28 protein-coding genes and 1 tRNA gene are annotated in these 23,856 nt (G+C 56.6%); 13 read left to right on the top strand and 16 right to left on the bottom strand.

Translation table 11 applies throughout. The features are described from left to right. Positions 1-222 precede the first annotated feature (222 nt). The 3 genes from SynPROS91_RS11695 to queC are packed head-to-tail and all read right to left on the bottom strand — an operon-like array spanning position 223 to position 3,094. Positions 223-1,077, bottom strand: coding sequence for an aminotransferase class IV (locus SynPROS91_RS11695; RefSeq protein WP_186517136.1), 855 nt, complete (start codon positions 1,075-1,077; stop codon positions 223-225). Further along, positions 1,074-2,417 carry an anthranilate synthase component I family protein gene (locus SynPROS91_RS11690; protein ID WP_186519801.1) on the bottom strand — a complete coding sequence of 448 codons (1,344 nt, stop codon included), beginning with the start codon at positions 2,415-2,417 and terminating at the stop codon, positions 1,074-1,076. Before SynPROS91_RS11690 ends, SynPROS91_RS11695 begins: the two co-directional genes overlap by 4 nt. Further along, positions 2,414-3,094 carry a 7-cyano-7-deazaguanine synthase QueC gene (gene queC, locus SynPROS91_RS11685; protein WP_186517134.1) on the bottom strand — a complete coding sequence of 227 codons (681 nt, stop codon included), beginning with the start codon at positions 3,092-3,094 and terminating at the stop codon, positions 2,414-2,416. The genes SynPROS91_RS11690 and queC overlap by 4 nt, the downstream gene beginning before the upstream one ends. Positions 3,095-3,125: 31 nt before the next feature. Here queC and SynPROS91_RS11680 point away from each other — a divergent pair, with 31 nt between their 5' ends. Next, entirely contained in the window at positions 3,126-3,647 is a 522-nt protein-coding gene (locus SynPROS91_RS11680) for an ecotin family protein (RefSeq protein ID WP_186517127.1), read from the top strand. Positions 3,648-3,663: 16 nt separating this feature from the next. On the opposite strand, the gene SynPROS91_RS11675 is transcribed toward SynPROS91_RS11680, so the two are convergent. Both SynPROS91_RS11675 and SynPROS91_RS11670 read right to left on the bottom strand, forming a co-directional pair. Continuing rightward, the gene (locus SynPROS91_RS11675; protein ID WP_186517125.1) at positions 3,664-4,272 is read right to left on the bottom strand and encodes a 7-carboxy-7-deazaguanine synthase QueE; all 609 of its coding nucleotides are present in this window, start codon (positions 4,270-4,272) and stop codon (positions 3,664-3,666) included. Continuing rightward, positions 4,269-5,942: a CTP synthase gene (locus SynPROS91_RS11670; protein WP_186517123.1), complete on the bottom strand. Its 1,674-nt coding sequence runs from the start codon at positions 5,940-5,942 to the stop codon at positions 4,269-4,271. The genes SynPROS91_RS11675 and SynPROS91_RS11670 overlap by 4 nt, the downstream gene beginning before the upstream one ends. Before the next feature lie 53 nt (positions 5,943-5,995). On the opposite strand from SynPROS91_RS11670, the gene SynPROS91_RS11665 reads away from it, so the two are divergent. Next, positions 5,996-6,730 carry an SDR family NAD(P)-dependent oxidoreductase gene (locus SynPROS91_RS11665; RefSeq protein WP_186517121.1) on the top strand — a complete coding sequence of 245 codons (735 nt, stop codon included), beginning with the start codon at positions 5,996-5,998 and terminating at the stop codon, positions 6,728-6,730. Between the two features lie 166 nt (positions 6,731-6,896). On the opposite strand, the gene SynPROS91_RS11660 is transcribed toward SynPROS91_RS11665, so the two are convergent. The 3 genes from SynPROS91_RS11660 to gcvT all read right to left on the bottom strand — a co-directional run bounded on the left by SynPROS91_RS11660 (position 6,897) and on the right by gcvT (position 11,141). Then, complete coding sequence (locus SynPROS91_RS11660) at positions 6,897-8,027, bottom strand: RNA polymerase sigma factor, RpoD/SigA family (RefSeq protein ID WP_186517113.1); 1,131 nt, start codon at positions 8,025-8,027, stop codon at positions 6,897-6,899. Between the two features lie 93 nt (positions 8,028-8,120). Beyond that, positions 8,121-9,956: an aspartate--tRNA ligase gene (gene aspS, locus SynPROS91_RS11655; protein WP_186519799.1), complete on the bottom strand. Its 1,836-nt coding sequence runs from the start codon at positions 9,954-9,956 to the stop codon at positions 8,121-8,123. A 75-nt stretch (positions 9,957-10,031) separates the two neighbouring features. Then, entirely contained in the window at positions 10,032-11,141 is a 1,110-nt protein-coding gene (gcvT, locus tag SynPROS91_RS11650) for a glycine cleavage system aminomethyltransferase GcvT (RefSeq protein ID WP_186517111.1), read from the bottom strand. A gap of 179 nt (positions 11,142-11,320) precedes the next feature. Here gcvT and SynPROS91_RS11645 point away from each other — a divergent pair, with 179 nt between their 5' ends. Beyond that, positions 11,321-11,554, top strand: coding sequence for a hypothetical protein (locus SynPROS91_RS11645; protein ID WP_186519836.1), 234 nt, complete (start codon positions 11,321-11,323; stop codon positions 11,552-11,554). Between the two features lie 135 nt (positions 11,555-11,689). On the opposite strand, the gene speB is transcribed toward SynPROS91_RS11645, so the two are convergent. Beyond that, positions 11,690-12,571: an agmatinase gene (gene speB, locus SynPROS91_RS11640; RefSeq protein WP_186517109.1), complete on the bottom strand. Its 882-nt coding sequence runs from the start codon at positions 12,569-12,571 to the stop codon at positions 11,690-11,692. Continuing rightward, complete coding sequence (gene speE, locus SynPROS91_RS11635; protein WP_186517107.1) at positions 12,568-13,431, bottom strand: polyamine aminopropyltransferase; 864 nt, start codon at positions 13,429-13,431, stop codon at positions 12,568-12,570. The genes speB and speE overlap by 4 nt, the downstream gene beginning before the upstream one ends. 122 nt (positions 13,432-13,553) lie before the next feature. Here speE and arfB point away from each other — a divergent pair, with 122 nt between their 5' ends. Beyond that, positions 13,554-13,988: an alternative ribosome rescue aminoacyl-tRNA hydrolase ArfB gene (arfB, locus tag SynPROS91_RS11630; protein WP_186517105.1), complete on the top strand. Its 435-nt coding sequence runs from the start codon at positions 13,554-13,556 to the stop codon at positions 13,986-13,988. A gap of 22 nt (positions 13,989-14,010) precedes the next feature. Here arfB and mazG read toward each other — a convergent pair whose 3' ends face one another. Further along, positions 14,011-14,853, bottom strand: a complete 843-nt coding sequence (gene mazG / locus SynPROS91_RS11625) for a nucleoside triphosphate pyrophosphohydrolase (protein ID WP_186517103.1) — start codon at positions 14,851-14,853, stop codon at positions 14,011-14,013. A 33-nt stretch (positions 14,854-14,886) separates the two neighbouring features. Then, positions 14,887-15,399: a metal-binding protein gene (locus tag SynPROS91_RS11620; protein ID WP_186517093.1), complete on the bottom strand. Its 513-nt coding sequence runs from the start codon at positions 15,397-15,399 to the stop codon at positions 14,887-14,889. 59 nt (positions 15,400-15,458) lie between these two features. Here SynPROS91_RS11620 and SynPROS91_RS11615 point away from each other — a divergent pair. The 4 genes from SynPROS91_RS11615 (at position 15,459) to SynPROS91_RS11600 (ending at position 16,773) form a co-directional block, all read left to right on the top strand. Continuing rightward, positions 15,459-15,530 (top strand) — tRNA-Val (locus tag SynPROS91_RS11615). Between the two features lie 200 nt (positions 15,531-15,730). After that, a complete protein-coding gene (locus SynPROS91_RS11610) occupies positions 15,731-15,889 on the top strand; it encodes a hypothetical protein (protein ID WP_186517091.1) in 159 nt (52 codons plus the stop codon). 11 nt (positions 15,890-15,900) lie between these two features. Next, entirely contained in the window at positions 15,901-16,101 is a 201-nt protein-coding gene (locus tag SynPROS91_RS11605; protein ID WP_186517089.1) for a hypothetical protein, read from the top strand. Between the two features lie 357 nt (positions 16,102-16,458). Further along, the gene (locus tag SynPROS91_RS11600; protein ID WP_186517088.1) at positions 16,459-16,773 is read left to right on the top strand and encodes a hypothetical protein; all 315 of its coding nucleotides are present in this window, start codon (positions 16,459-16,461) and stop codon (positions 16,771-16,773) included. Positions 16,774-17,408: 635 nt separating this feature from the next. Here the strand turns inward: SynPROS91_RS11600 and SynPROS91_RS11595 are convergent. Next, a complete protein-coding gene (locus SynPROS91_RS11595; protein WP_186517086.1) occupies positions 17,409-17,579 on the bottom strand; it encodes a hypothetical protein in 171 nt (56 codons plus the stop codon). A 334-nt stretch (positions 17,580-17,913) separates the two neighbouring features. Here SynPROS91_RS11595 and SynPROS91_RS11590 point away from each other — a divergent pair, with 334 nt between their 5' ends. Further along, entirely contained in the window at positions 17,914-18,084 is a 171-nt protein-coding gene (locus SynPROS91_RS11590; RefSeq protein ID WP_186517084.1) for a hypothetical protein, read from the top strand. 51 nt (positions 18,085-18,135) lie between these two features. Here the strand turns inward: SynPROS91_RS11590 and SynPROS91_RS11585 are convergent, their stop codons facing one another. Genes SynPROS91_RS11585 through SynPROS91_RS11575 form a run of 3 tightly spaced genes read right to left on the bottom strand, consistent with a single transcriptional unit; the run spans position 18,136 to position 19,758 of the window. Next, a complete protein-coding gene (locus SynPROS91_RS11585; RefSeq protein WP_186517082.1) occupies positions 18,136-18,534 on the bottom strand; it encodes a transcriptional repressor in 399 nt (132 codons plus the stop codon). Positions 18,535-18,540: 6 nt separating this feature from the next. Continuing rightward, a complete protein-coding gene (locus tag SynPROS91_RS11580) occupies positions 18,541-19,461 on the bottom strand; it encodes an oxidoreductase (protein ID WP_186517080.1) in 921 nt (306 codons plus the stop codon). 39 nt (positions 19,462-19,500) lie between these two features. Next, positions 19,501-19,758, bottom strand: coding sequence for a hypothetical protein (locus SynPROS91_RS11575; protein WP_186517071.1), 258 nt, complete (start codon positions 19,756-19,758; stop codon positions 19,501-19,503). Between the two features lie 62 nt (positions 19,759-19,820). Between SynPROS91_RS11575 and SynPROS91_RS11570 the strand changes: the two genes are divergently transcribed. The 4 genes from SynPROS91_RS11570 to SynPROS91_RS11555 are packed head-to-tail and all read left to right on the top strand — an operon-like array spanning position 19,821 to position 23,853. Beyond that, a complete protein-coding gene (locus SynPROS91_RS11570; protein WP_186519797.1) occupies positions 19,821-20,288 on the top strand; it encodes a protein phosphatase in 468 nt (155 codons plus the stop codon). After that, positions 20,288-20,920 carry a 2OG-Fe(II) oxygenase gene (locus tag SynPROS91_RS11565; protein ID WP_186517068.1) on the top strand — a complete coding sequence of 211 codons (633 nt, stop codon included), beginning with the start codon at positions 20,288-20,290 and terminating at the stop codon, positions 20,918-20,920. The genes SynPROS91_RS11570 and SynPROS91_RS11565 overlap by 1 nt, the downstream gene beginning before the upstream one ends. Next, positions 20,907-21,065, top strand: coding sequence for a hypothetical protein (locus SynPROS91_RS11560; protein WP_186517066.1), 159 nt, complete (start codon positions 20,907-20,909; stop codon positions 21,063-21,065). Before SynPROS91_RS11565 ends, SynPROS91_RS11560 begins: the two co-directional genes overlap by 14 nt. 43 nt (positions 21,066-21,108) lie before the next feature. Further along, positions 21,109-23,853: a valine--tRNA ligase gene (locus SynPROS91_RS11555; RefSeq protein WP_186517063.1), complete on the top strand. Its 2,745-nt coding sequence runs from the start codon at positions 21,109-21,111 to the stop codon at positions 23,851-23,853. Positions 23,854-23,856: the final 3 nt, after the last annotated feature.

The raw sequence follows: 23,856 nt of genomic DNA, 5'->3' as shown, positions 1-23,856 counted from the left end.
CGCGTGGGATGAAACTTCAGGCAGAGCGCTGTTGACCGCGATCGGCAGCACCACTTGCGCCATGTCTCTCAGTTCCGTAAAAGCCAGAGCCAGAAGGATGGAATCCACCCCCTATCCCGAGCCAATGGTTCCGGTGAAGATGGTCAAGGTGAGGCTCTTGAGGCTCTAGTCACGCCGTCATTCCATAGCGCCGATCGCGGCCTGTTGCGCTCAGGATGGCAATCACTGCTCAGAATGCGACAGCAACAAGGATCTCCAAAAAGCTTCTCCATTTCCGTGATTCGTGAGTGGTTCTCCATTCACTTGGCTGATCGTCCTGCAGCCAAGGCTGTTGATTAATAACCATTGATCACCAGGTTGCGGTTCTGCTGAAAGCGACTGCTCTTTTATCAGTCCCTGCTTGAGGGCTTGTCCCCGCATCACTCCAGGCAGGCAGCCATCGCTTATGGGGGGTGTGAGCCACTGGCCATGGCGTTGCACAACAAGGTTTGCGCTGCTGCCGCAGCACAGTGAGCCATTGGTGCTGAGCATTAATCCATCTTCAGCCTCCCTCTGTTGAGCCTCCCGCCGCACTTGAATCGCTTGGCCATAGGCGAACGTTTTGCATCGACTCATCAGGCTGTAGGCATGCCGATATTCATGACGACTGATCCATGTGCGTACCGTCTGAAATGTTGGCGTATGGGTTTGCAACGTCATCCAAAACCGATGCCTGGATGGATCGGCTGGGTTGTGATCGAGGCCAATCCCTCGCTTGCTCCCATCGCCTCGACTCCAGTTCAGGCGCAGGGCCCCGTACATCTGCTCGAGTCCAAGTCGTTCGATCGCTTCTTGAATCAATGGATCCAACCAGGACCTTTTTGGGGGTGGTGCCATTCCCAAAAGGTCAGCACTTTCATCCCATCGACGGAGGTGTGCGTCTAATAAGCAGGGATGGTTGTGATCAATGAGGACCGTTTCGAATAGTCCATCGGCGAGCAGCAGCCCCCGGTCGCTCAGTGGCAGCTCCAGTTCTGCAGGACGCCCCCACTTTCCCTTGATCCAGGCGATGGAGTCTTGTGGCTGAGATGCTGTCACTTCAATGCCTCCAAAAGTGGCAGCAGTTTCCAGTCGAGTTCGTCGGCTTCTGCTTGCGGATCCGAGTCGGCAACAATGCCGCAGCCTGCATGCACCCGAAGCTCATTGTTTTTGCGCAGAACGGTGCGAATCAAAATATTGCTGTCAAAACGTCCATCCCAGTTCAGCGTTAGCAAGGAGCCGCAGTAGGGACCTCGACCTTGGGGTTCTAATTCTTGAAGCCTTTGGCACGCTCTCAGTTTTGGTGCACCACTAATCGAACCACCAGGCCAGCTCGATTCCAATAGATCCACCCAGCTCAGTCCGTCCCTGAGTTGGCCGCTCACGACTGAGGTGAGGTGATGGACCCGGGCGTAGCTTTCGAGATTGACCAGTTGAGGAACATCGACGCTGCCAGGAACGCAGACCCTGCCAAGGTCATTGCGCAGCAAGTCGACGATCATCACATTTTCAGCACGGTCTTTTTCGCTGCACACCAATGCAGCTGCTTGATCAGCATCCCGTTGTGGATCGGAATCTCGAGGGCGTGTTCCCTTGATCGGCCTTGTTTGAACAGCACCATTGGGCAGCACTTCCATGAAGCGTTCCGGCGATGTGGACAGGAGTGCTTCACCATCGGCCTCACCGCTGGCAACGACCAGACCAGCAAAGGGTGCCGGGCAGGCTCGACGCAAGCGCCGAAAGAGCTCCAGATTGTTGATCGATTCCTGCAATGTTGTGCTGGAGCAACTGGTGAGATTGGCTTGAAAGAGATCACCCATCGCGATCAGATCACGGATGTGCTCGACGCCCTTGGCATAAGCCTTCCTGTCGCTGTGGCGTACCCAAGCTGTATGCAGGGGTTTGGAGTTGGGGAGTGCGTTAGGGACTCGGTTGCCTTGTTCACTCAGGCCCAGAATCCAGCGCTCCATTGCGGCATGGCGCTTGGCATCAAGCCCCTCAATCCAAATCTCCCGGAGTTGTAGGTCAAAGCGCAAAACGGGGTCGTAGCGCCCGATCCAAAGGCTCGCCATGGCATCGCTTCGCCAGGCGTTTTTGGGTTCGAGCCACGCGGCGGCGTCGTAACTAAGCCAGCCCGTCCAGTGCCCAGGATCGAGCGAGCGTAGAGCCTCAAACGGATTGGTGGCTCCCATCTCTCCCGGCAATCCACGGCAGCAGCGTTGCTCGAGAGGGTCAGCTGCCAGGGTGAGCCAACGGCCAAGCTCGCTGGCATCCCCGTCCAACCAAATCAAGCCAGCTTCTCCATGCTCTTCGGCGAGCGCTTGTGCGACTACATCAGGTTCGATCCAGAGATGCTTGCTGCGAATGAGCTTTTGGGTGCCGGCTTGATTGGCGTTCATCGACGGCCTGGGCTGCATAGGTCCGGCCGCCCGGCGGCGATCAGCGCCTCATCACGGATGCGGCAGCTATCGCAGACACCACAGGGCACGTCGCCTCCGCTATAGCAACTCCAGGTGCGTTCGATGGGAACCCCTAGATGCAATGCTTCCTCTGCAATTTGCTGTTTACTCCACTCCACAAGTGGTGCCCAAAGCTTTGGACCATGGCCCTGTCGTCCAGCGCGGCTGCTGAGGTCTGCGAGATCCTGAAACGCCTCTAGATAATCGGGCCGGCAGTCGGGATAGCCCGAGTAGTCCACGGCATTCACGCCCAGCACGAGTCGATCGGCGCCTCGCGCCTCGGCGAGGCTGAGTCCGATCGCAATGAACACGGTGTTTCGCCCTGGGACGTAGGTGTTGGGAATCATGCCCGCCTCAACGCCGCTGGTGGGAAGGGTTTGGGTGTGATCGGTGAGTGAGGAGCCTCCCCACATCGCCAAATTCACGTTGATGGTGTGATGCTCATCCAGATTCAGAGCCTTGGCGATCTCTACGGCGGCATCAAGCTCCCGTCGATGGCGCTGGCCGTAATCAAAGGAGAGGCCAATCACGCGGAAGCCTGACTTGATGGCGAGCGCAGCAGCCGTTGCGGAATCAAGCCCTCCCGAGAGCAGGGCAATCGCGGTGGAATCGGTCATGCTTGCATTCTGTTGCCGTAGGGGTAGGACCATGGGTCTGGGATTCTTGAGGCTGGCACTGCCGCTGCTGATGGTTGCGGCCTCAGCTCCTACTGCTGCGATTCCTCGTCTTGACCTGAGTGGTTATCCAGCACCCAAGCAAGGCCAAAAGCGTTGGGTGATTCAGCCCTCGGGCCTTTTGCCGAAGAGTGATGACGAGATGATTTCGGCCCATCCACTCGATTGGCGCGTCCAGTTGATCGTGGGCAAAGAGGTGGATGTTGACTGCAATGTCAAACGTTTGTCGGGTCCGTCTTTATCGATGCAGCGACTGCCTGAAGCCTCTGGAAAGGCCTTGTTTGAAGTAAATGGCCCCGTGCTTGTGCTCAGTACACGCATGGCTTGCACTCAGGAACAAGTGGAAGGCAGATCCTTTTTGTCGCTCGGTAAGCAGCCCTATTTGATTCCCTACAACGCGTCTTGGCCGGTGGTGGTGGATCTGCCCGAAGGGGTGGTGTTGCGCTGGAGGGTTTGGAAAGCGGAGACGCTTCAACAGGAAGCTGTGAAACTTTGAATGGGATGAGGCACAACTAGCGCACGCCAAGCCATTTGTGGCTTTGCACGCTTAACCGCCAACGCTGATCTTGCTGGACTTTGGCCACGGCGAGTTGCAGGCCTTCCTCGCAGTCCCAGCCAGGCTGAAGAAGCCATTTGGCCTGGGGCGCTTGTGCTGCCACCACCTCCGCAAACAGCAAATCTGCCGGCTCGTGCACAACAACCTTGAGCTCGTGACACGTTTGCACCACCTCCGGTCTTGGAGGCCTGTGGCGCTTCGGTGAAAGGGTGATCCAGTCGGGGGCACCGCTCAATCGATCGACACCACTGGTCTCAAGATGCAGGGGCTGTCCGCACCTTGAGCGAATCGCAGAGGTGAGCTCATCGAGGTTGTGGTGCAGAGGTTCTCCACCGGTGATCACCACAAAGGCGGCTCCGGTTTCAGCGGCATCAGTGGCTTCAGTCGCCAAGTCCATCACCAGACGCTTTGGATGGGAATCAGTAGGCCATGAGTGCTTGGTGTCGCACCAGCTGCAACCCACATTGCAGCCCGCCAGACGGATGAAAAAGGCACTCCGGCCCGCATGGATCCCTTCCCCTTGAAGAGAGTGAAAGGTCTCAACAACGGGCAAAGAGTCGGTCAAGGCTGCAGGTTGGCATGACTGGATCCAGCCGCTGAATTGTTTTGTTGGCGCATGGCTTCGCTGGGGCTGGAGGGCAAGCGTTGTTGCGCCGCTTCGATCAGACCTCGGAATAGGGGATGGGGCCGGCCGGGTCTGGAGAGGAATTCGGGGTGGTACTGACAGGCTGTGAAAAATGGATGTTCGGGAAGTTCGATCAGTTCCACCAACCGGCCATCGGGGGAGCTTCCGCTGATTTCGTAGCCAGACTCAAGAAACAGGTTTCGGTAGGCGTTGTTGAATTCGAAGCGGTGGCGATGGCGCTCGTACACCACCTCTTCTCCATAAAGCCTTGCGGCCAGGCTGCCTGCAGTGACTCGGCAGGGATACACGCCAAGACGCATCGTGCCTCCAAGGTCAACAACGTCCTGTTGTTCAGGCAGGAGATGGATCACAGGATGGGTGGTGCCAGGCTCGAGCTCAGCGCTCGTGGCATCGGTGAGTCCTGCCAGATTGCGTGCCCACTCGATCACGGCGCACTGCATCCCTAGGCACAGGCCAAGGAATGGCACGCGCTGCTCCCTCGCCCAGCGGATGGCGGCGACTTTGCCATCCACTCCACGGTTGCCGAATCCGCCTGGAACCACCACGGCGTCCATTCCTTTAAGTAGGGCATCAGCCCCCTGGTGTTCAATCTCTTCGGCGCAGACCCAATGCAGATCCAGTGAGGCATCCTGGGCCAAGCAGGCGTGGCGCAAGGCTTCTACGACAGACAGGTAGGCGTCATTGAGTTGGATGTACTTGCCTACTAACGCCACCTTTACCGCAGGCCCGGGATTGCGGAGTTTGTGCACCAGTTGCACCCAATCCACCATGTCACTGTCGTGATCTTCGAGGTCCAGGACGTCGAGGACTTCACGGCACAGTCCTTCGTCTTCGAGTGTGAGCGGAACGGCGTAAATGCTGTCGGCGTCTAAGGAGGGGATCACCGCTCGCTGGGGCACCCCGCAGAAGCCGCCAATTTTGCGTTTGAGCTCATCATTGATATCGCGATCACTGCGACAGACGAGCAGATCTGGCTGGATCCCGATTGAGCGCAGCTCTTTGACCGAATGCTGGGTGGGTTTGGTTTTCAGTTCTCCCGATGTGCCGATGAAGGGGAGAAGGGTCACGTGGATGTAGGCCAGATCTTGTCGTCCCACATCCCCTCTGAATTCTCGAATCGCTTCTAGGAAGGGCAAGGATTCGATGTCACCAACGGTTCCACCGATTTCGGTAATCACCACATCGGCATTGCTGTTTGCGGCCACACGGTGAATGCGGTCGCGGATTTCACCGGTGATATGGGGGATGACCTGGACGGTCCCGCCGTTATAACTTCCTCGGCGCTCTTTATTAATGACGGATTGATAGATCGAGCCGGTGGTCACGCTGTTTAGGCGCGACATGGCGGTGTCCGTGAAGCGTTCGTAGTGGCCGAGATCGAGATCGGTTTCGGCACCGTCTTCGGTGACAAATACCTCACCGTGCTGAAACGGGCTCATCGTGCCTGGATCCACATTCAGGTAGGGATCCAGCTTCAGGATTGAGACGCTGTAGCCCCGTGACTTCAGCAGGCGCCCAAGGCTTGCGGCCACAATCCCTTTGCCGATGCTGGAGACCACACCACCGGTAACAAACACGAACTTGGCCATGGCTTGCTCGGCAACGTGTCAATTTACCGCTGTAGACCCTCAACCTGGTAGCCGTGCGCACTCTCCTGATTAGTGGTGCAAGTCGTGGCATTGGTCGTGCGGTCGCGGAACGAGCTCTTGCCGACGGCCATCGCCTCAGTCTTGGGCTTCGCGATCGGGCAGCGTTGAAGCAGACGCCCCTGGATCCCGACCTGGCTGGGAGCGAACGGGTTTTGCTGTATCCCTATGCCGCTGAGGACCCCGCGGCAGCCCAGGCCTGGGTCGAGGCCACCACTGATCATTTCGGCGGCTTCGACAGCGTGATCCATAGCGCTGGGATCTTCAGCCGTGTTCCGCTCCTGTTTGCGCCCAGCGAAGAACAAGAAATCGCTCACACCATCAATGTGAATTTGATGGGACCGTGGTGGCTAACTCGTGCCGCCTGGCCGCAGTTGGCAGCCCATGGAGAGGGTCGCATTCAGGTTTTGGTTTCGATGAGCGGGAAGCGCAGCAAAGGTCGCCTGGCTGCCTATAGCGCCAGCAAATTTGCTCTGCTTGGTCTGTGCCAAACCATGCGCAACGAGGGTTGGGCTGCCGGAATTCGGGTCACGGCGATTTGTCCTGGTTGGGTGAATACGGATATGGCAGCTGCTGTGCGCAGCGGTCCGAGCGACCGCTGGCCAACGCAATCGATGGACGTTGAAGCGATGACTCAGCCCGAAGATATCGCTTCGATGAGCGCTGAACTGTTGAGGCTTCCCAATCGGGCGCTCCCCTTTGAGCTTGCTGTCAGCTCCAGCCTGGAGTGATGGTGAGTTGTCCAGCAGGCTGCGCAGCATCCAGGCTGTTTTGCGTGGATCTGAAGCCGTTGGGTCAGCAGGTCAGCAGTCGGTTCGTCGTTGGCAGTTGCCAGCCTCTTCAAGCGGAAAGAGGCCTCGTTGCGTGCGTGCCACGGCCTCATGGCCGGTGATTGGTTTAAGAATCCAGGGATTGGATGTAATCACGGACCTTGCTCCGGCGCTGGGGCTGGCGCAGTTTCAACAGAGCCCGGGTTTCGATCTGACGCACCCGTTCGCGGGAGAGATTCATGTCTTCGCCGATTTGGGCGAGGGTTCGGGGTGTGTCGTCTTCCAGTCCAAAGCGACAGCGAATCACGGTGGCTTCCCTCGGGGTTAGCTCATCAAGCAAATGTTCGAGATCGTCGTGGAGTGCATCGCGGGTCAGGGTTTGCTCTGGTGTGGCGTGTTCGTCTTCTAGGAGCTCCCCAAGTTGGGTGTCTTGATTCCTGCCCACCTTGGTTTCCAGCGACACAGACCGTGGAACGCGAGCCAGGGTTTGACGCACTGTGTCTTCGCTGACGCTGAGTTCCCTTGCAAGATCTGACATCGAAGCGGTGCGCCCTTCACTGCTGGCGATCTCTTGCTGCACCCGTTTGATCCGGTTGAGCTTCTCGGTGATGTGAACGGGCAAGCGGATCGTTCGGCTTTGGGTGGCGATCGCCCGAGTGATCCCTTGGCGAATCCACCAGTAGGAGTAGGTGCTGAAGCGAAAGCCGCGGGTGGAATCAAATTTTTCGACCGCCCGTTCGAGCCCCAAGGTTCCCTCTTGGACCAGATCAAGCAGTTCCATGCCTCGGTGCTGGTACTTCTTCGCTACAGCCACCACCAAGCGCAAATTGGCTTGGATCATCCGGTCACGAGCCTTTCGCCCTTCACGCAGACGCCGCTGGAGGTCGCGGCTGTCGGATTCAATCAGACCCGCCCAGGTTTCATAGCCCTTGGTGATGGCCTGGTTCAGCTCTTGCAAAGGCATCTCGGCGGCACGTGCCCATTCCTGCCTTGTGGGCCAGTGAGAGAGATGGTTGGCCTCCCTCAACTGCAGTTCCTCAAGGCACAGCAACCGTTCGATCGCCGGATGATCTTCGGCTAATTGACGTTCTTCGCGCTTGAGGCGCTCGTATTGCTGCACGAGGCGCGACAACACCACCTCGTCTTCAGCGGTGAGCAGGTCGACCCGACCGATGTCCTGCAGGTAGAGACGCAACAGGTCGTTGCCGCCGCTCCAGCGGATCGGGGTTGATCCCGTTGATGAGGAGCTGGCGGACAAAGGACTGAGAATTCGATGAGATGTATCAAGGGTCTCGGTTTAAGCCAGTTGGTCTGCAGAAACGTTGGTTTGTGTTCGGGTTTTGCTTTCTGGCTAGTCAGCGTTTTCTGTCACAGGATCCACCCACGTGCTGGCCACATGCAGATCCTCGAGCTGCTTCCCAGATACACCTGCAGGCGCTGCAGTCATCAGGCAGCGGGCTTGCTGGGTTTTCGGGAACGCGATCGTGTCGCGGATCGAGTCTTCTCCGGCGAGCAGCATCACCATTCGGTCCACACCAAAAGCCAGTCCACCGTGGGGAGGTGCGCCCATGTCGAGCGCATCGACCAAGAATCCGAACTGTTCTTGGGCTTCCTCCGGAGCAAGCCCGATGCTGTTCAGCACTTCCCGCTGCAGGGCGGAGTCGTGAATACGCAGGGAGCCCCCTCCTAGTTCCAAGCCGTTGAGAACCAGGTCGTAGGCCTGGGCGCGAGCTGTGGGAAGGGTTTTGCCCCACTCCTCAGCCTGATCGCCCAGGTCGGTGGTGTTCGGAGCGCAGAAGGGATGGTGCAGGGCTTCGAGCCGATTTTCATCCTTGTTGAATTCGAACATCGGGAAATCGACGACCCATAGAAAATTCCACTGATCGTTGTCCCTGTCGGGCTTCACGAGCCCCATCTCTTTGGCGAGATACTGGCGCACGCGATCAAGAGCTTTGTTCACTGTTGCGGTGTCTCCAGCACCAAAGAGCAGCAGGGTTCCGGGCTCAGCCCCGGTGCGCTGCAGCAGGGTTTGCTTCTGCTCGTCTGAGAGGTTGTCCTTGATGGCACCGATGGTGTCGATCTCGCCGCCTTCTCGCACCCGGATGAAGGCCAGGCCACCGGCTCCTGCCGCTTGGGCTTCGCTAAACACGTCACCACCAGGTTTGATGCGCACGTTGGATACAGCGTCATTGCCTCCGGTAACCGCAATGCACTTCACGGAGCCGCCTGACTTCACGGCTCCACTGAACACCTTGAAACCCATGTCTTTCACGATGTCGCTCACATTCGTGAGCTCCATGCCGTAACGGGTGTCGGGGCGATCCGTGCCGTAGCGCTCCATCGCCTCGTGCCAGGTCAGGCGTGGAAACGGTAGTGGCAGATCAATCCCCTTCACCGTTTTCCAAATGGCAGCAATCAAACGCTCATTGAGCTCGAGGATCTGCTCCTGGCCCATGAAGCTCATCTCCATGTCCAGTTGCGTGAACTCAGGCTGTCGATCTGCCCGCAGGTCTTCATCGCGGAAGCAGCGAGCCACTTGGTAGTACCGCTCAATGCCGCCCACCATCAGCAGCTGCTTAAACAGCTGCGGGGACTGGGGAAGTGCGAACCATTCACCACCGCAGACGCGGCTTGGAAGGATGTAATCCCTGGCACCTTCTGGTGTTGAGCGGGTCAGTATCGGAGTTTCCACTTCGATAAAGCCTTCGTCTTCGAGGAATCGGCGCGCCGTTTGGATCGTTTGGGCACGCAAGCGCAGGTTGTCGCTCATGCGCTTGCGGCGCAGATCTAAAAAGCGGTGGCGGAGGCGCAGTTCTTCGCGCGTGTTTTCCTCGTCATGGACAGACACTGGAAATGGAAGCGTGCCTTTCACGCTGTTGAGCACGTGGATGCTGCTCGCTAAAACCTCCACCGCACCGGTGGCAAGTCGGTCATTTAGCGACTCACCAGGACGGGCCCGCACCTTGCCCTCGACTTGCAAGACGGTTTCGCTACGCAAGTGTTCAGCGACGGCAAAGGCATCAGCACCAAGGTCGGGATCCACGGTGATTTGAACCGTGCCGCTGCGGTCGCGCAGGTCGATAAAGATCACCCCGCCATGATCGCGGCGGCGATCCACCCAGCCGCAGAGCTGAACGGTTTCGTCGATGTGCGTGTCGCGCAGGTCGCCGCATCCGTTGCTGCGCATGGGAGTTTCACTGGAGAGAGGCGAGTTTCCCACAGCCTGTGCCAAGAAGCCTGTGCCAAGCAGCCTGAGCCCCTCCTATGAACGGCGATAGAAGGGACGCTTCACCACGGTGGCCGGTTGGAGCTGTCCACGGATTTCCACACTGAGCTCTGTGCCGAGCTTGGCAAGGGCTGGCGGAAGGGAGGCGAGGGCAATGGGCTCTTCGAGAGTGGGGGACCAGCTGCCGCTTGTCACGACGCCCACGGTCGAGCCGTTGTGGATGACGGGGTAATCGTGGCGGGCAATGGAACGGCCTTGCAGCTTCAATCCCACGAGACGCTTGGAAGGTCCCTGTTCAGCCGCTTGCTCAAGGGCTTTCCGTCCGATGAAAGGGGCGGGCATTTCCAGATGCACCAGCCACCCCAAGCCCGCCTCAAAGGGGGTGGTGGCAGCGTCCATATCTTGGCCATAGAGATGCATGGCTGCCTCCAGACGCAGGGTGTCGCGAGCGCCGAGGCCGCAGGGTGTCACACCCTCCTCGATCAATTGCTGCCAAAGCTTGCGTCCGTCGTCTGGCTTGAGCAGTAACTCCACTCCATCTTCTCCGGTGTAGCCCGTGCGCGCTGTGAAGACTGGAGCTTTGAGCCCCTGAATGTTGAGACTGCAGTGGCCGAAGCGCGGCAGCTCGCTGAGATCGCTGCCGCTTAATCGCTCCAGAAGGCCGATTGCCTTTGGCCCTTGGAGAGCGAGCAACACACCGTCCTTCTTTTCGTCGAGGACCTGCAGATCAGTTCCCTCGAGATGTTGGCGAATCCAGGCTGTGTCGGTCTCTGCGCAAGCTGCATTGATCACAACCAGCAAGGTTTCGTGGCTCGCGTCCAGCAACGATGGCCCGAGGTCATAAATGATTAAGTCATCAATGATTCCGCCTTGTTCATTCAGCAAGACCGAATAGCAGGCTTGGCCAGGGCCGATTCGGTGCAGATCACTCGGCACAAGTTGTTGTAAAGCATCTTTGGGATTGGCACCTTCAATCCGCAGAACTCCCATGTGGGAGATATCAAACATGCCGCTGCCGCTGCGTACGGCCTTGTGTTCAGCCATGAGCCCTGAAAACTGAACGGGCATTTCCCAGCCAGCGAAGGACACCATTCGTCCTCCGGCTGCGATGCAGAGGTCATGGAGCGGTGTGAGGTTCTGGTCCATGACTGAGGCACTAGCGCTCAAATCCTATGAACCAATTTGCGCTTGCATCGGAATCAATTCTGGAATTGGAAGCAAAGCAGCAGATTGCGCTGGTTTTGTGGTCCGCTTTAACAAGCGTCCTTAGTCTGAGTTCGCGTTTCAGCAGGTGTGATGTGACTCAGTCAAGTTGTCAATCCTGCTTGCATTGCACACCCCCTGCAGCTACAGGATCTGGGTGGTGTCGCTTACGACGACTCTCCGTTCATGCGGAGTTGGCGAACCAGGTGTTCTGTCATCACTGGACGAGTCGTCCACCATCTCTTCCTGAGCTCAATCTTCAGGAGCCCTTATTGATCCCCTTGGATCGCCAGTTGGATTTTTGTGATTCGATGCAAACGTCTGATCAGGATTCTGAATTAACAGTTCGGCTGTAGAAGTTGACCCAAACTGCTTTTCGTTCCGTTTGATTCTTCGTTGAGGTCTTTCTTGGGGCTCGGGATTCATCAACGCCAACGATTTGATGCTGACTGATGTCATGTCTTGTGCAGACATTTGATTGATAGAACGACCTAGTGAGCCATCAACAGCAGCAGGCTTCTTGTGACTTTGGCCGCTAAAACGCTACTGATCCCACTCGGATCGAGTTGAGGGGCGAGTTCCACCACGTCTGCGCCTATCAGGCGGTGATGGCTTAGCTCGTTGATCACAGCTGCGAAGTCGTTCCAAACAAATCCACCTGGTTCTGGGGTCCCTGTCCCTGGCATCACAGCAGGGTCAAACCAGTCGAGGTCCACCGTGAGGTAGATCGGCCGTCCCCTGAGCGTGCTCATTTGATCCGGGATGTCTTGAACTGAGATCAGGCGTCCGCTGCGACGGAGCTCTTTGAATTCATCAGAGGTGCCGCTGCGGATCGCAATCTGCATGAGCTTTTGGCTGGGAAGCACCTCCAAACAGCGGCGCATGGCGCAGGCATGGCTGTGACGGGCTCCAAGCCACTCATGTCGTAAGTCAGCATGGGCATCGAGTTGCACCAGCACGAGGTCGGGGTGTTGTTCCGCTACAGCCGCAACCGCACCAGAACTGATGGAATGCTCACCGCCAAGCATCAGTGGCTTGATGCCTGCAGCAAGCACGGTGCTGGTGGCATGGCGCACGGCATCCACAACGGGCTCCGGATCGCCGTAGGGAATCTCAACGGCTCCAATGTCGGCGTAAGAGATGTCTTCGAGGTCTCGATCCAGCTGGGGGCAGTAGGTCTCAAGACCTGTACTCACCTCACGAATCGCAGCTGGGCCAAATCGGGTACCAGGGCGGAATGAGGTGGTGCCGTCATAGGGAACGCCAAATAAGGCCACGCGGCATCCCTCTGGATTGCGTCGTGCTCCCATGAAAATGGCACCCTCATCGTCAAACAGGCTTTGATCAATCGGTTGGGTTGAGGGATTGGTCATGGATTCAGTTCCCGTTCAATAAAAGCTGGAATGGTGTTGAAGGCTCCTTGCTGCCAGCGGGGACTCCAGATGGCACACCCTTCGGCCACGGCAGCGGCGCGCTCGCTTTGAACGGTGAGATAGCGAGGAGCATCCTTCGCGGCAAAGGTCCAGCTCCACCAGCCACTTGGATACATCGGGACCCAGCCGTAGAGAGGATCAGCGTGGCCAAACAGCTCGCGAATGAGCTTCACCATGTCGATGTGCACTTGGCGGAAGGCTTCGGGTGATTCGCTTTGGGTGGCAAACACCCCCCCCGGCTTGAGGATGCGGCAACAGTTGCGGAAGAAGGCACGGTTGAACAAGCCCTCGGCGGGCCCTGTGGGGTCGGATCCATCCACTAGGACAACGTCGTAAGAGGCGTCTTCGGCTTCAGCGGCCCAGGCAATCCCATCACCAACGCTCAGGTGGAAGCGGGGGTCGTTCCAGCACCCGCCTCCGATCGAAGGAAGGTGTTCTTGGCTGAGATCCACGACCCGGCCGTCGATCTCCACCAGGTCGAGGTGCTTCACCCCTGGGTGGCGCAGGCATTCGCGGGCGGTTCCGCCATCACCGCCGCCGATCACCAGCACGCGCTCGATGGCCTCGGCTGAGCAGAGCGCAGGATGCACTAAGGATTCGTGGTAGTGGCGTTCCTGGTGCTCAGCAGTCATCCAGCAGCCGTCTAAAAGGAGTCCTTTCCCGTAGCGCTGGCTATCGATCACGGTGATGCGCTGAAACGGGCTGGTTTCGTCTACCAGCACGCGGCCCTCCAGGCCGTAGCGCACTCCGTTGTGGTGCTCATCGATCCAGTTGCCACTGGTCTGAGGTGCAGTGGTCATGGCGGGTCGCTGGACGTTCGCTCCATCCAGCTAAAACCAGCACCGGTTGGACGGCGTGATGCCAAGGTCAAGGGTGTCAGTCGGTCGTTCAGCGATGGATGCACTGAAGGAGTGCTGGATCGATGCCCCAGGATCTCACCGTGAATGCTCGCCTGGTGATCCCCTCGAGGGAGCTTCAATGGCGGTTTTCCCGCGCCTCAGGTCCTGGAGGGCAGGGCGTCAACACCACGGATTCTCGGGTTGAGTTGGTGTTCGATCTGGCGAATTCGGCGGTGCTGGGCCCCTTTCGGCGACAACGGCTGATGGAGGTCCTGGCATCGCGACTAGCGGATGGCTGCGTGCGTGTGGTGGCTGCAGAGGAACGCTCCCAGTGGCAAAACCGCCAGCGAGCGATGGCTCGGCTGGCTGATTTATTGCGAGAAGGCTTGAAGCCACCGCCTCCACAGCGCCGGGCCACGCGTCCAGGACGAGGTGCAGTGAAGCGACGCCTTGAGGCCAAGGGGCGTCGCAGTCAGATCAAAAAAAATCGCCAACAGCGTCCATCGTTGGACGATTGAACGATGGGGAGCTTGGCCGCCTTCAGGGATGGTGATTGCTAGCTGCGCTGTTGGAGGCTTGTTCGGCACGGATTGCCAGTTTTGCTTCCTGCCAAACCGTTTCGAGTTCGTTGATATTGCGGCCTTGGAGGTCTCCACCCAGAGAGGCTTCCACGCGAGAGAAGCGATCGAGAAAACGCTGGTTGGTCCCTGCGAGGCCTTCTTCCGGCTGGATGTCACACCAGCGAGCCACATTCACAAGCGTGAACAGCAGGTCTCCGAGCTCTTCTTGAGCGTGCTTTGGATCACCGGAGGACACCGCTTCCTTGAGTTCATCCAGCTCCTCATGCACTTTGTCCCAAACCCCCTTCATGTCATCCCACTCAAACCCTGCTTTGGCGGCTTTGCGCGAGATGGTCATGGCTCCAGCCAAAGCTGGTTGTCCGCGAACTTTCCTGGTGAGTTGATCACTCAACGGGCTGGTTGATTCAGAGGGGCTTTCGCCCCGCTCGGCTTGTTCTGCGGCCTTGATGGCCTCCCAATTCGCGGAGACGGTTTCGCTGTCACGGGCCTCTGCATTGCCAAAGACATGCGGATGGCGGCGAATCAATTTCTCAGTGATTCCACGAGCAATCTCATCGAGATCGAAGCGCTGGTGCTCCTTGGCGAGTTGGGCGTGCAGTACGACTTGTAAAAGCAGATCGCCTAGCTCCTCTTTGAGGTGCCGATCATCGCCATGGCGGATCGCATCCACGACTTCGTGAGCTTCCTCCAGCACGTAGGGCACCAAGCTCTGATGCGTTTGCTTGAGGTCCCAAGGGCAACCGTTGTCGGGGTCGCGCAATTGCGCGACCACCTCGACCAGATCGTGCATGGCGTCGCTCATGGGGGCAGGTCGAGGAGTCTTTGTTGCCCTGAGTCAACGACGGCGTCTGCGCTTGCGAGGCAACTGAAGCTTGATCGGCAGTCTTGGCATGGGGTCACCGTCTTGAACCAGATGCAGCCAGGCGCTCGCTTCAAGGCCAATCAGTGCGACCAGAACGGAGTTTGATGATTCGTTCCATGTCTGTTGCAGCCAGCTCTCCCATTGCTCTGGAGAGGGGGCGCCCCAACGGCTGCCTAGCCAGCTAATGGCTGCCACTAAAAAGCTGAGATAGGTGATCCGAATGGCCGTTCCTAGAAATGGGCTGTGCGACAAAACCGAGCGGTGACGGATCAGGCGTTGGTAGGGCCACCACAGCCAGCGCAGTCCACCCCAACGTTGATAGGGCCTGGAATTGATATCGAGATCAGGTGAAAGGAAGAGACCGCCGAACAAAAAGGCCAGTCCACTGCAGATGGCACCGCTGATCCCTAGCCATGGCCACCAAATGACCCCGTAGATCACAGCCAGGACATAGGTGGCTCGATCGTGCTCCCGACCGGAAGCCATGCTTGTTGAAGCACAGTGTTGGACGTAGCCTGCCACCTTCAGGCAGAATCCATGTGTAAGGGCGATTAGCTCAGCGGTAGAGCGCCTGCCTTACAAGCAGGATGTCCCTGGTTCGAAACCTGGATCGCCCATCTCAACTTCACCTCAAAAGCTAAGCAATGCTTGGCTTTTGCCTCCCAAAAGTGTCAGCGATGGACTTTTCTGTTGTGGCATTGAGCTGGTAGCCGGGCTGCCTTCGCTGCAGGCTGTGAACCGGATTTGTTTTGAGTAGAAATGACTACCAACTGAATATTGATAGTTCTTTACATTTGCTTGGAGCCGCTACTTCGGTATGAGTTTGCCTCTCCACTTTCAATTCGAGAAGCTTCGACTTCAAGGGGCTATCCAACACGCCAGTGACATGGATGAGCTCAAAGAAGTAGCGGGGCAGCTTTTAGATCTTTATTTCATGCAAAAAGCCGCTACAGAGCGGGTCATTTCCGAAAAATAAGGAGTTTTCCCATGTCATCAGATCACTCCCATGAAATCGTCGCCACTGTCCACTTGAGCCTTGAGGCGTTGCGATTGGCGTACAAAACTACTAGCGATGCGCTTCGCAATTGGCCTGGCGGTGACCCCCTCGAGCAACAATTCTTGGCCGAAAGTAAAGATCAGCTCTTTCGTTGTTTGCTGGAGCAGTCATTTGAGCTTGAAGCTGGATAAGCCTAGGCCGATGAAGTGTTTTTAATACTTCATCGGCCAAAGTGCTCAATATTTTTACCTTTAGCCTCGTTTTGAAAGCTGTCATGATATAGGCATTTAACGAGATGAGTAAACATATATCGGCTAGTGAATTATTCTATTGTTGTGTAGCTAATGATTTGCAACCATATTCCTGCCGTGCAGATGCATGTTCAACGTGTGCCGCGAAGGTAACAGTAACAGCTGGTTCAATTGACTATAGCCTTGTCGATAGATGCCAAATAGTGAATTGATCGGAACGATTGCTCTATGATTCTTGTCAAGATGCATTAATTAGTAAGCTTTATGATGGCCTTTTTGTTGTGAGCCCTCTTGGTGATGGTATCAATCATGGACGTTGATGAACCAGTGATGATGCTGATTCATCAATTTGCTTTTGAAGTTCTGGTCGCCCAATATCGTTTATTCGTGGCTGTAGTGTTGTTAATAGTCTTAGCTATCCGTTCCGCAACAGAGTCCGGAAAAAGACCCATGCAGTGGATGGTCAGGGTGTTGACGCCCTTCGGCGTAATAGAGTTTTTCCATCAGGAGATTTGGGGCCCTCATCCCCATGCTTGCTTGGGCTGGAGTAGTCATCAGGGTAATAGCAGCAATTGCCGAGAAAAGTTTCATGTTGTTCATCCAATGGATTGATCTGGCCAGGCTTTGTCAAAGCTCGATGGCGCGCAGCAAGTTTTCTCCAGTGATCAATTTTGTGGCTATGGCAGCAACGAAGCCATGGGTTGCTCTTGGCCGTCAACGTTGCCTTGGCCTTCGACTTCTCTGGTGATGAGGTCCTTTGGTGCGTGGAGTGTTGTTGCGGTCATGGATGTCTCCGATTGGGACCTGTTTGGTCTAGATCTGCCTTCCTGAAACCGAAAAGGGGGGCAGCCGTATCAGAAGGTTCGGTTTCAGCACTTCTCTGACTGCCTATTCCTGTTAATCGCTCTGAGGGGCTAGCAGTTAAAGAATGATCCAATCCCTTGATCCATTAACGCAGATTCTCTAAGTGTGCGTTTGCAAAATAGCTGTGATGCTATGTGGTCTTCGCAGGAGTTCTTCATTGAATTCCATCGCTAGATTCTGTGCTTCCATTGCGTCTGAAGCGTAAACATTGTCTTCGTGGGTGCAACCCGATGAGTCTCGGTATCGGATTGCGTAGCGTTTGAAGGTCTGATGAGTGGACATAAAATTTCCGCTGAGCTGCTGTTAAATCAGAATGGAGCGTCTCTAGCCTCCGGCGAAGCCAGCGGGACACGCTGGAGGGCTGAATGAGTGATGTGTTGTGATCAACCCGAAACAGCTGAAATGCTGTATGGAGCTTCGGGAAAACTTGTTGGCATTGGATCGAGTTTGCCTTCAGCTAATGCTTTGGCGCGTTGATACATCTGGCTTGATGTCGCACCTGATGCTTCCATGGCTTTAGCAACAACGTCCCAATTGCGAATTTCAATAGACATTTGAATTTAATTTCGAACCCATCAATAATCGCTAGTTGATCGATCCGTGCGTGACAGTGAAATCCCCCCATCGGCCGAACACGCGTTTGTGATCAACTGTCGATACCTTTTTCTGCATGGGTTGGTTTGTCTTGAGCCAGCTGCCTATCTTCCGATCTCTACAAGTCTGCAATGCTTGCCCATGCGTTTGGTTGGCTCTTCCATGCAGGCGCACGATTCTCTTGGTGCGTCGCAAATAGCTTTCTGTGCACTAAGTAACGAAACGATTTTCATTTGATTGCTCCTTTTGGGGGCAGGCTTGGTAATAATTAATCCATCCCTTTTTGCTGTAATCATGTCGAAAGCTCGCGACCTGATCAATGCCCATCTCTATCCGGTGCTGGCAATATTTTCCGTGATTTACTTCGCGATCCAAATTGCTCCGATCGCTAATCAGGCTCGAAATATCGACCATTGCGTGGATGAAGTCACTAAGGAAGTGAAGGGTAGTTTTGCCGAGAAATGAGTCTGTGCCGCCAACCTGTGCAGTGGGAGCTAATCAGTATTCCCAGGCTCTCTAAGGGCGATTGTGTTGGCACTCAGAGCAAATGCCGAAGAATTCCAAGGTGTGGAACAACATCTTGAATCCAGACTGCTCTTCGCTGGAGATTGAGAGTCCGTGAATCGGGCAGTGATCTAATGCTTTTGTGCTTCCACAGTCGACACATGTGAGGTGATGGCGGTCCTGCTCAATCGGGGCATAAAGGGCCTCCCCGGTGGGTAAATGTCGGCAGCGCACAAGACCCTGCTGCTGAAGTTGTCTGAGGTTTCTGTACACCGTGGCGAGTCCCATGGCGCTGGATCCGTTCTCTAAGAGCCGATGCAGCTGTTGCCCACTCATTTCGTCACCGCAGCTACGCAAGGTGTCGAGAAGGCGTTGCTGTCGCTGTCGGCTCGCTGTCGGCTGGGTCGTCATGGTGATTTAGACCTTGCTCGTCTTGGATTCGATGATGTCTTCGCTGGTCGTCCAAAGACGCTCGCGTTGTTCGGCGTCTCTGGCTGTTCGGGCCACAGGCTGAAGTGTTGGCATTCCACGCATGGATGCAAATCCACCTGGACCGAAGTGTTCTCCACCTTTAACGCTGCTTGCTGTTGCTGCATGCAGTTGGGGGAGTGCACCCATCTCTGCGCTTTGAAATAAGGGATCGATGATTCGGTAGGCCAAAGACTCTTGCCAGGCTCCGGTTGCGGCGACGGAGACCGGTTGAAGGTTCGTGCGGGCCAGGCCTGGATGGGCGGCAAGAGAGATCACGGTGCTGTTTTGTTGCTGAAGCCGCTGATTGAGCTCGAGCGCAAACATCACATTGGCCAATTTGCTCTGGCAGTAGGCACTCCATCGGTCATAGCGTTGCTCGCCCTGCAGATCTGACCACTCCATTTTGCCGAAATATTGCGCTCCAGATGTCACAGTGACCACCCGTGCATCTTGGCGGCCTTCCATCAGCGGAAGAAGCTGTTGGGTCAGTGCCATATGCCCGAGATGGTTCACGGCAAATTGCATTTCCAAGCCTTGGACGCTCAGCCGTCGTGGAGGTGCCATCAGGCCAGCGTTGTTCAACAACAGGTCCAGGCGGCCATAACGCTCTTGGACAACGTTGGAGCAGCGTTCAACACTCTTGAGATCGGATAAATCAAGATCCAGCAGGTCAACGCCCGTTGTGCCGTCATCCAGCAAGTCACGGCGTGCTGCTTCGCTTTTGCGTTGGCTGCGGCAAGCCATGAGCACGGTTGCGCCTTTTTGTAAAAGCGCACGACTGGTTTCCAAACCCAGGCCGCTGTTGGCCCCAGTGACGAGGGCCACACGCCCAGTTTGGTCCGGGATGTCCTTCAGGGTCCAGCCCATTCAGCAGACGTCAGAGAAGATACAGTCTCGCTGTTGGAATCAGTCTTCGGGGAAGAGCAGTTCCGCTAGTTCGTCGGCGTCGACGTCGTAGACACGGGCAAGAGACGTTTCGATCGCACTGGTGACTTCGCCTGGAAGGAATCTCATGGCGTTGAGAGCATCTTCGGCGATCTCGTCTGTCAGGAGGAGGTCATCGCCTTCGAGCTTTTCGTCATTGATGACGGCCATCACCCAGCTCTGATAGGCGTACACCAGATCCGAGAACTCGAGTTCGGGATCGTTGAGATCCAGGGTCATGGCCAGAGTCGATCGTCAGCACCACCATTTTGACCTCCGGTAGGGAAGATGTCTTGAAGAAGATGTTTGATATGAGCCTTCCGGATCCTGATCAGCTGCAAGGAACCCTTGTGGACTTTGCGCTTTTGGAGCTGATTCGACAGCACCGGCTCAGTTTTCAGCCGCTTTGGACGGTTGATGGCTGGGCGAAATTGATGATTTGGCTTGCCTTGAATTGCGGCCTTTCAGGAGATACCGAAAGCCTTGAGCACTTCGCGACATCTCTTGGGGAGACGATCACGACGCGGATGCGCCGCACATTCTTTGAACGAGAGTTGGGCGATCTTGAGCTTCATGTCTTGGCAGATCCAGCTGATCCTCAAGTGCTGTTGCTCTCTCAGGCCCCACAAGATCCCTTGGTGCTGGCACCGGAACGTCTGACCCGTGCCCTACAGCGGGTTGATTTGCTCGAGCATGTGACTGCTGATCAAAGGGAATGGCAAGCCCTCGATGGCGTTGTTGCGATCCCTTGGAAACGTCCTAAATCCTGATGTCTACAGACCTGATCGCTCGGTATCGCAACGCCGGTTTTGAAGCGGTGGCTGATGGTGCCATGGCCTTTTTTGATCGTCGCACTGATTTGCAGCGGACTGGGGTGGCCTTCGGGCCTGGAGCTGCTGAGGAACCGGCCAAGGTGTCGACGGATATCAGCTTGGTTGCGATTGATCGCAGTGATCCGGATGCCTTCGGATTGTCTGACGTGATTTTGCGCGGCGTTGCTGCTGGATTAGAGCGCTATCTGCAGGAAAGACCTCTGTTCCGTTCGGTCTGTCCTGAGCAAGAGTTGTTTGTGATGCCGATCTTCAACTTGCAGCGGTATGCCCCTGGCGAAGGCTTTAAGCAGTGGCATTGCGATTGGACCATCAGCGATGAAGCAACTGAGCCCGTGCATCGCGTGTTGGCTTGGATTCTTTATTGCGACACGGTGGAAGAAGCAGGCACGGAATTCCATTGGCAGAACCATCACGAACCGGCCGAACGCGGCAAATTAGTGATATTCCCAGCGGGCCCATCCCATATTCACCGCGGCAGGGTGAATCCAGATTTGAGTAAGACGATTGCCACAGGTTGGATCAATGCGGGCGCTCAGCAGGATTACCTCAAGCGGCTTGCTCAGTTCTGAACAATCCCTGTTGTGTGTGAACCTCCTTTCTGATGCTGTTCAGTGGCCATCCGTTCTGCTGGATGGCAGCGCTCAGATCGTTGGAGGTCTGATCCATGGATCGTTTGCATTGCTGCCTTGCGATCAGCGTTTTAAGGCGACCTGAGGCCGCCTTTTGAGACCATGAAGGCAGTGTTCGCGCTCCTCCCGTGTCTGATCTGGCCAAGACCTATGACCCGGTTGGTACGGAAGCCAGATGGCAAAAGGCCTGGGAGGACGAGGGGGCATTTCATCCGGACCCTGCGGCTGAGGGCGAACCGTTTGCTGTGGTGATCCCGCCGCCCAATGTCACCGGCAGCCTGCACATGGGGCATGCCTTCAATACAGCTCTGATCGATACGATCGTGCGCTACCAACGGTTGGCGGGCAAAAATGTGCTTTGTCTGCCTGGCACGGATCACGCCTCGATCGCAGTGCAGACGATTCTTGAGAAGCAGCTGAAGGAGGAGGGCAAGACGCGCCATGACCTTGGTCGTGAGGCTTTTTTGGAGCGGGCCTGGCAGTGGAAAGCAGAAAGTGGAGGTCGCATCGTTGATCAGTTGCGCCGGTTGGGGTATTCCGTCGACTGGAAGCGACAACGATTCACGTTGGATGCAGGTCTTAGCGAGGCGGTGAAAGAGGCCTTCGTTCGCCTCCATGAGCAGGGCCTGATCTATCGCGGTGAATATCTAGTGAATTGGTGTCCTGCTTCGGGCTCCGCGGTGAGTGACCTGGAGGTGGAGATGAAGGAGGTGGATGGTCATCTCTGGCATTTCCGCTATCCGCTCAGCAGTGGTGAGGGCCATCTTGAGGTGGCCACCACCCGCCCAGAAACCATGCTCGGTGATTCGGCAGTGGCGGTGAACCCCAGCGATGAGCGTTATGCCCATCTGGTCGGACAGACCCTTGATCTTCCTTTTACGGGCCGCCAGATCCCGATCGTTGCCGACGATCACGTGGAGAAGGATTTCGGCACTGGCTGCGTCAAGGTCACACCGGCCCATGACCCCAATGACTTTGCGATTGGGCAGCGTCACGGTTTGGCCCAGATCACTGTGATGCGTAAGAACGGCACGATGAATGCCGAGGCTGGCCGCTTTGAAGGCTTGGATCGCTTTGAGGCGCGTAAGGCTGTGGTGGCAGCCCTTGATGAAGAGGGTTTGTTGGGCAAGGTGGAGGACTACCGGCACAGCGTTCCCCACTCCGATCGGGGCAAGGTACCGGTGGAGCCCCTGCTCTCCACCCAGTGGTTTGTGAACACTGAGCCTCTCGCCGCTCGCTGTCGAGAAGCACTCACGAAACAGGACCCTCGCTTTAGTCCTGAGCGCTGGGAAAAGGTCTACCGCGACTGGCTCACAGATATTCGCGACTGGTGCATCAGCCGTCAGCTCTGGTGGGGCCATCGCATCCCCGCCTGGTTTGTGATTAGTGAGACCGGCGGGAAGTACACGGACTCCACGCCTTATGTGGTGGCTCGGAATGAGACAGATGCCCTTGCCCAAGCCAAAGAAAAGTTTGGAGCTGAGGCCCGCATTGAGCAGGACGAAGATGTGCTCGACACCTGGTTCTCCAGTGGCCTTTGGCCTTTTTCAACCCTGGGTTGGCCCGATGCAAATGCCGCTGACCTTCAGCGTTGGTACCCCACCAGTACCTTGATCACAGGCTTCGACATCATTTTTTTCTGGGTGGCTCGGATGACGATGATGGCCGGTGCCTTCACTGGTGAGATGCCTTTTAAGGACGTCTATATCCACGGGTTGGTGCGGGACGAGCAGAACCGCAAGATGAGCAAGAGCGCTGGGAATGGGATCGATCCCCTGTTGTTGATTGAGCGCTATGGCACCGATGCCCTGCGGTTCGCTCTAGTGCGCGAGGTGGCCGGTGCTGGGCAAGATATTCGCCTCGATTACGACCGTAAGAAGGACACATCGGCCACGGTGGAGGCCTCTCGTAATTTTGCGAACAAGCTCTGGAACGCCACCCGGTTTGCCCTGATGAATCTGGGTGGGGGCACACCAGCACAACTCGGTGAGCCTGATCCTTCCGCGTTGCAGCTTGCCGACCGCTGGATTTTGTCGCGCTTAGCGCGCGTGAATCAGGAAACGGCTGCCCGCTACAGCAGTTATGCCCTTGGTGAAGCTGCAAAAGGTTTGTATGAATTCGCTTGGAACGACGTTTGTGACTGGTACTTGGAACTGAGCAAGCGTCGTCTAAATCCAGGTGAGGAGCCCAGCGCTGCAGCTTTGGCGGATCAGCACACGGCCAAACAGGTGCTGGCCAAGGTGATCAGCCAAATGCATTTGATGTTGCATCCGTTGATGCCCCACCTCACCGAAGAGCTGTGGCACAGCGTGACCGCCGAGCCCGAAAACACGTTTTTAGCGCTTCAGCCTTGGCCTTCTGTAGACGAGGGTGCTTTGGATGATGGCTTGGAAGCGTCTTTTTCCGAGCTGATCGCTGCGATCCGAGTGGTCCGTAATTTGCGAGCTGTTGCGGGTTTGAAGCCATCCCAATCGGTGCCCGTGCGTTTCGTGACGAGCCGCCCAGAGCTGATGGCCGTGTTGGTGCAAGGTACGGCTGATATCACCGCGCTTACTCGAGCTGAATCGGTGGAGTTGATGACGCAGGCGCAGGCCGAGGCTGCACCTGTTGCCAAAGCACTCGCTGGCGTCAGCGGTGAGTTGCAGGTGTTGCTGCCCATCGAAGGTTTGGTTGACCTTGAAGCACTTCAGGGCCGTCTTGAAAAAGACATCGCCAAAGCGGAGAAGGAGATCAAGGGATTGGCGGGACGCCTCAGCAATCCCAACTTTGCGGATAAGGCTCCAGCCCCTGTGGTCGCTGAATGCAAGGCCAAGCTTGCTGAAGCGGAGGTTCAGGCTGAGCTGGCGCGCAGACGGTTGGTGGATTTGCGATGAATC

Source organism: Synechococcus sp. PROS-9-1 (assembly GCF_014279775.1).
Classification (GTDB): Bacteria; Cyanobacteriota; Cyanobacteriia; order PCC-6307; family Cyanobiaceae; genus Synechococcus_C.
Note: the sequence above shows the minus strand (reverse complement) of the source record. Positions and strands in the feature narration are given on the sequence as shown.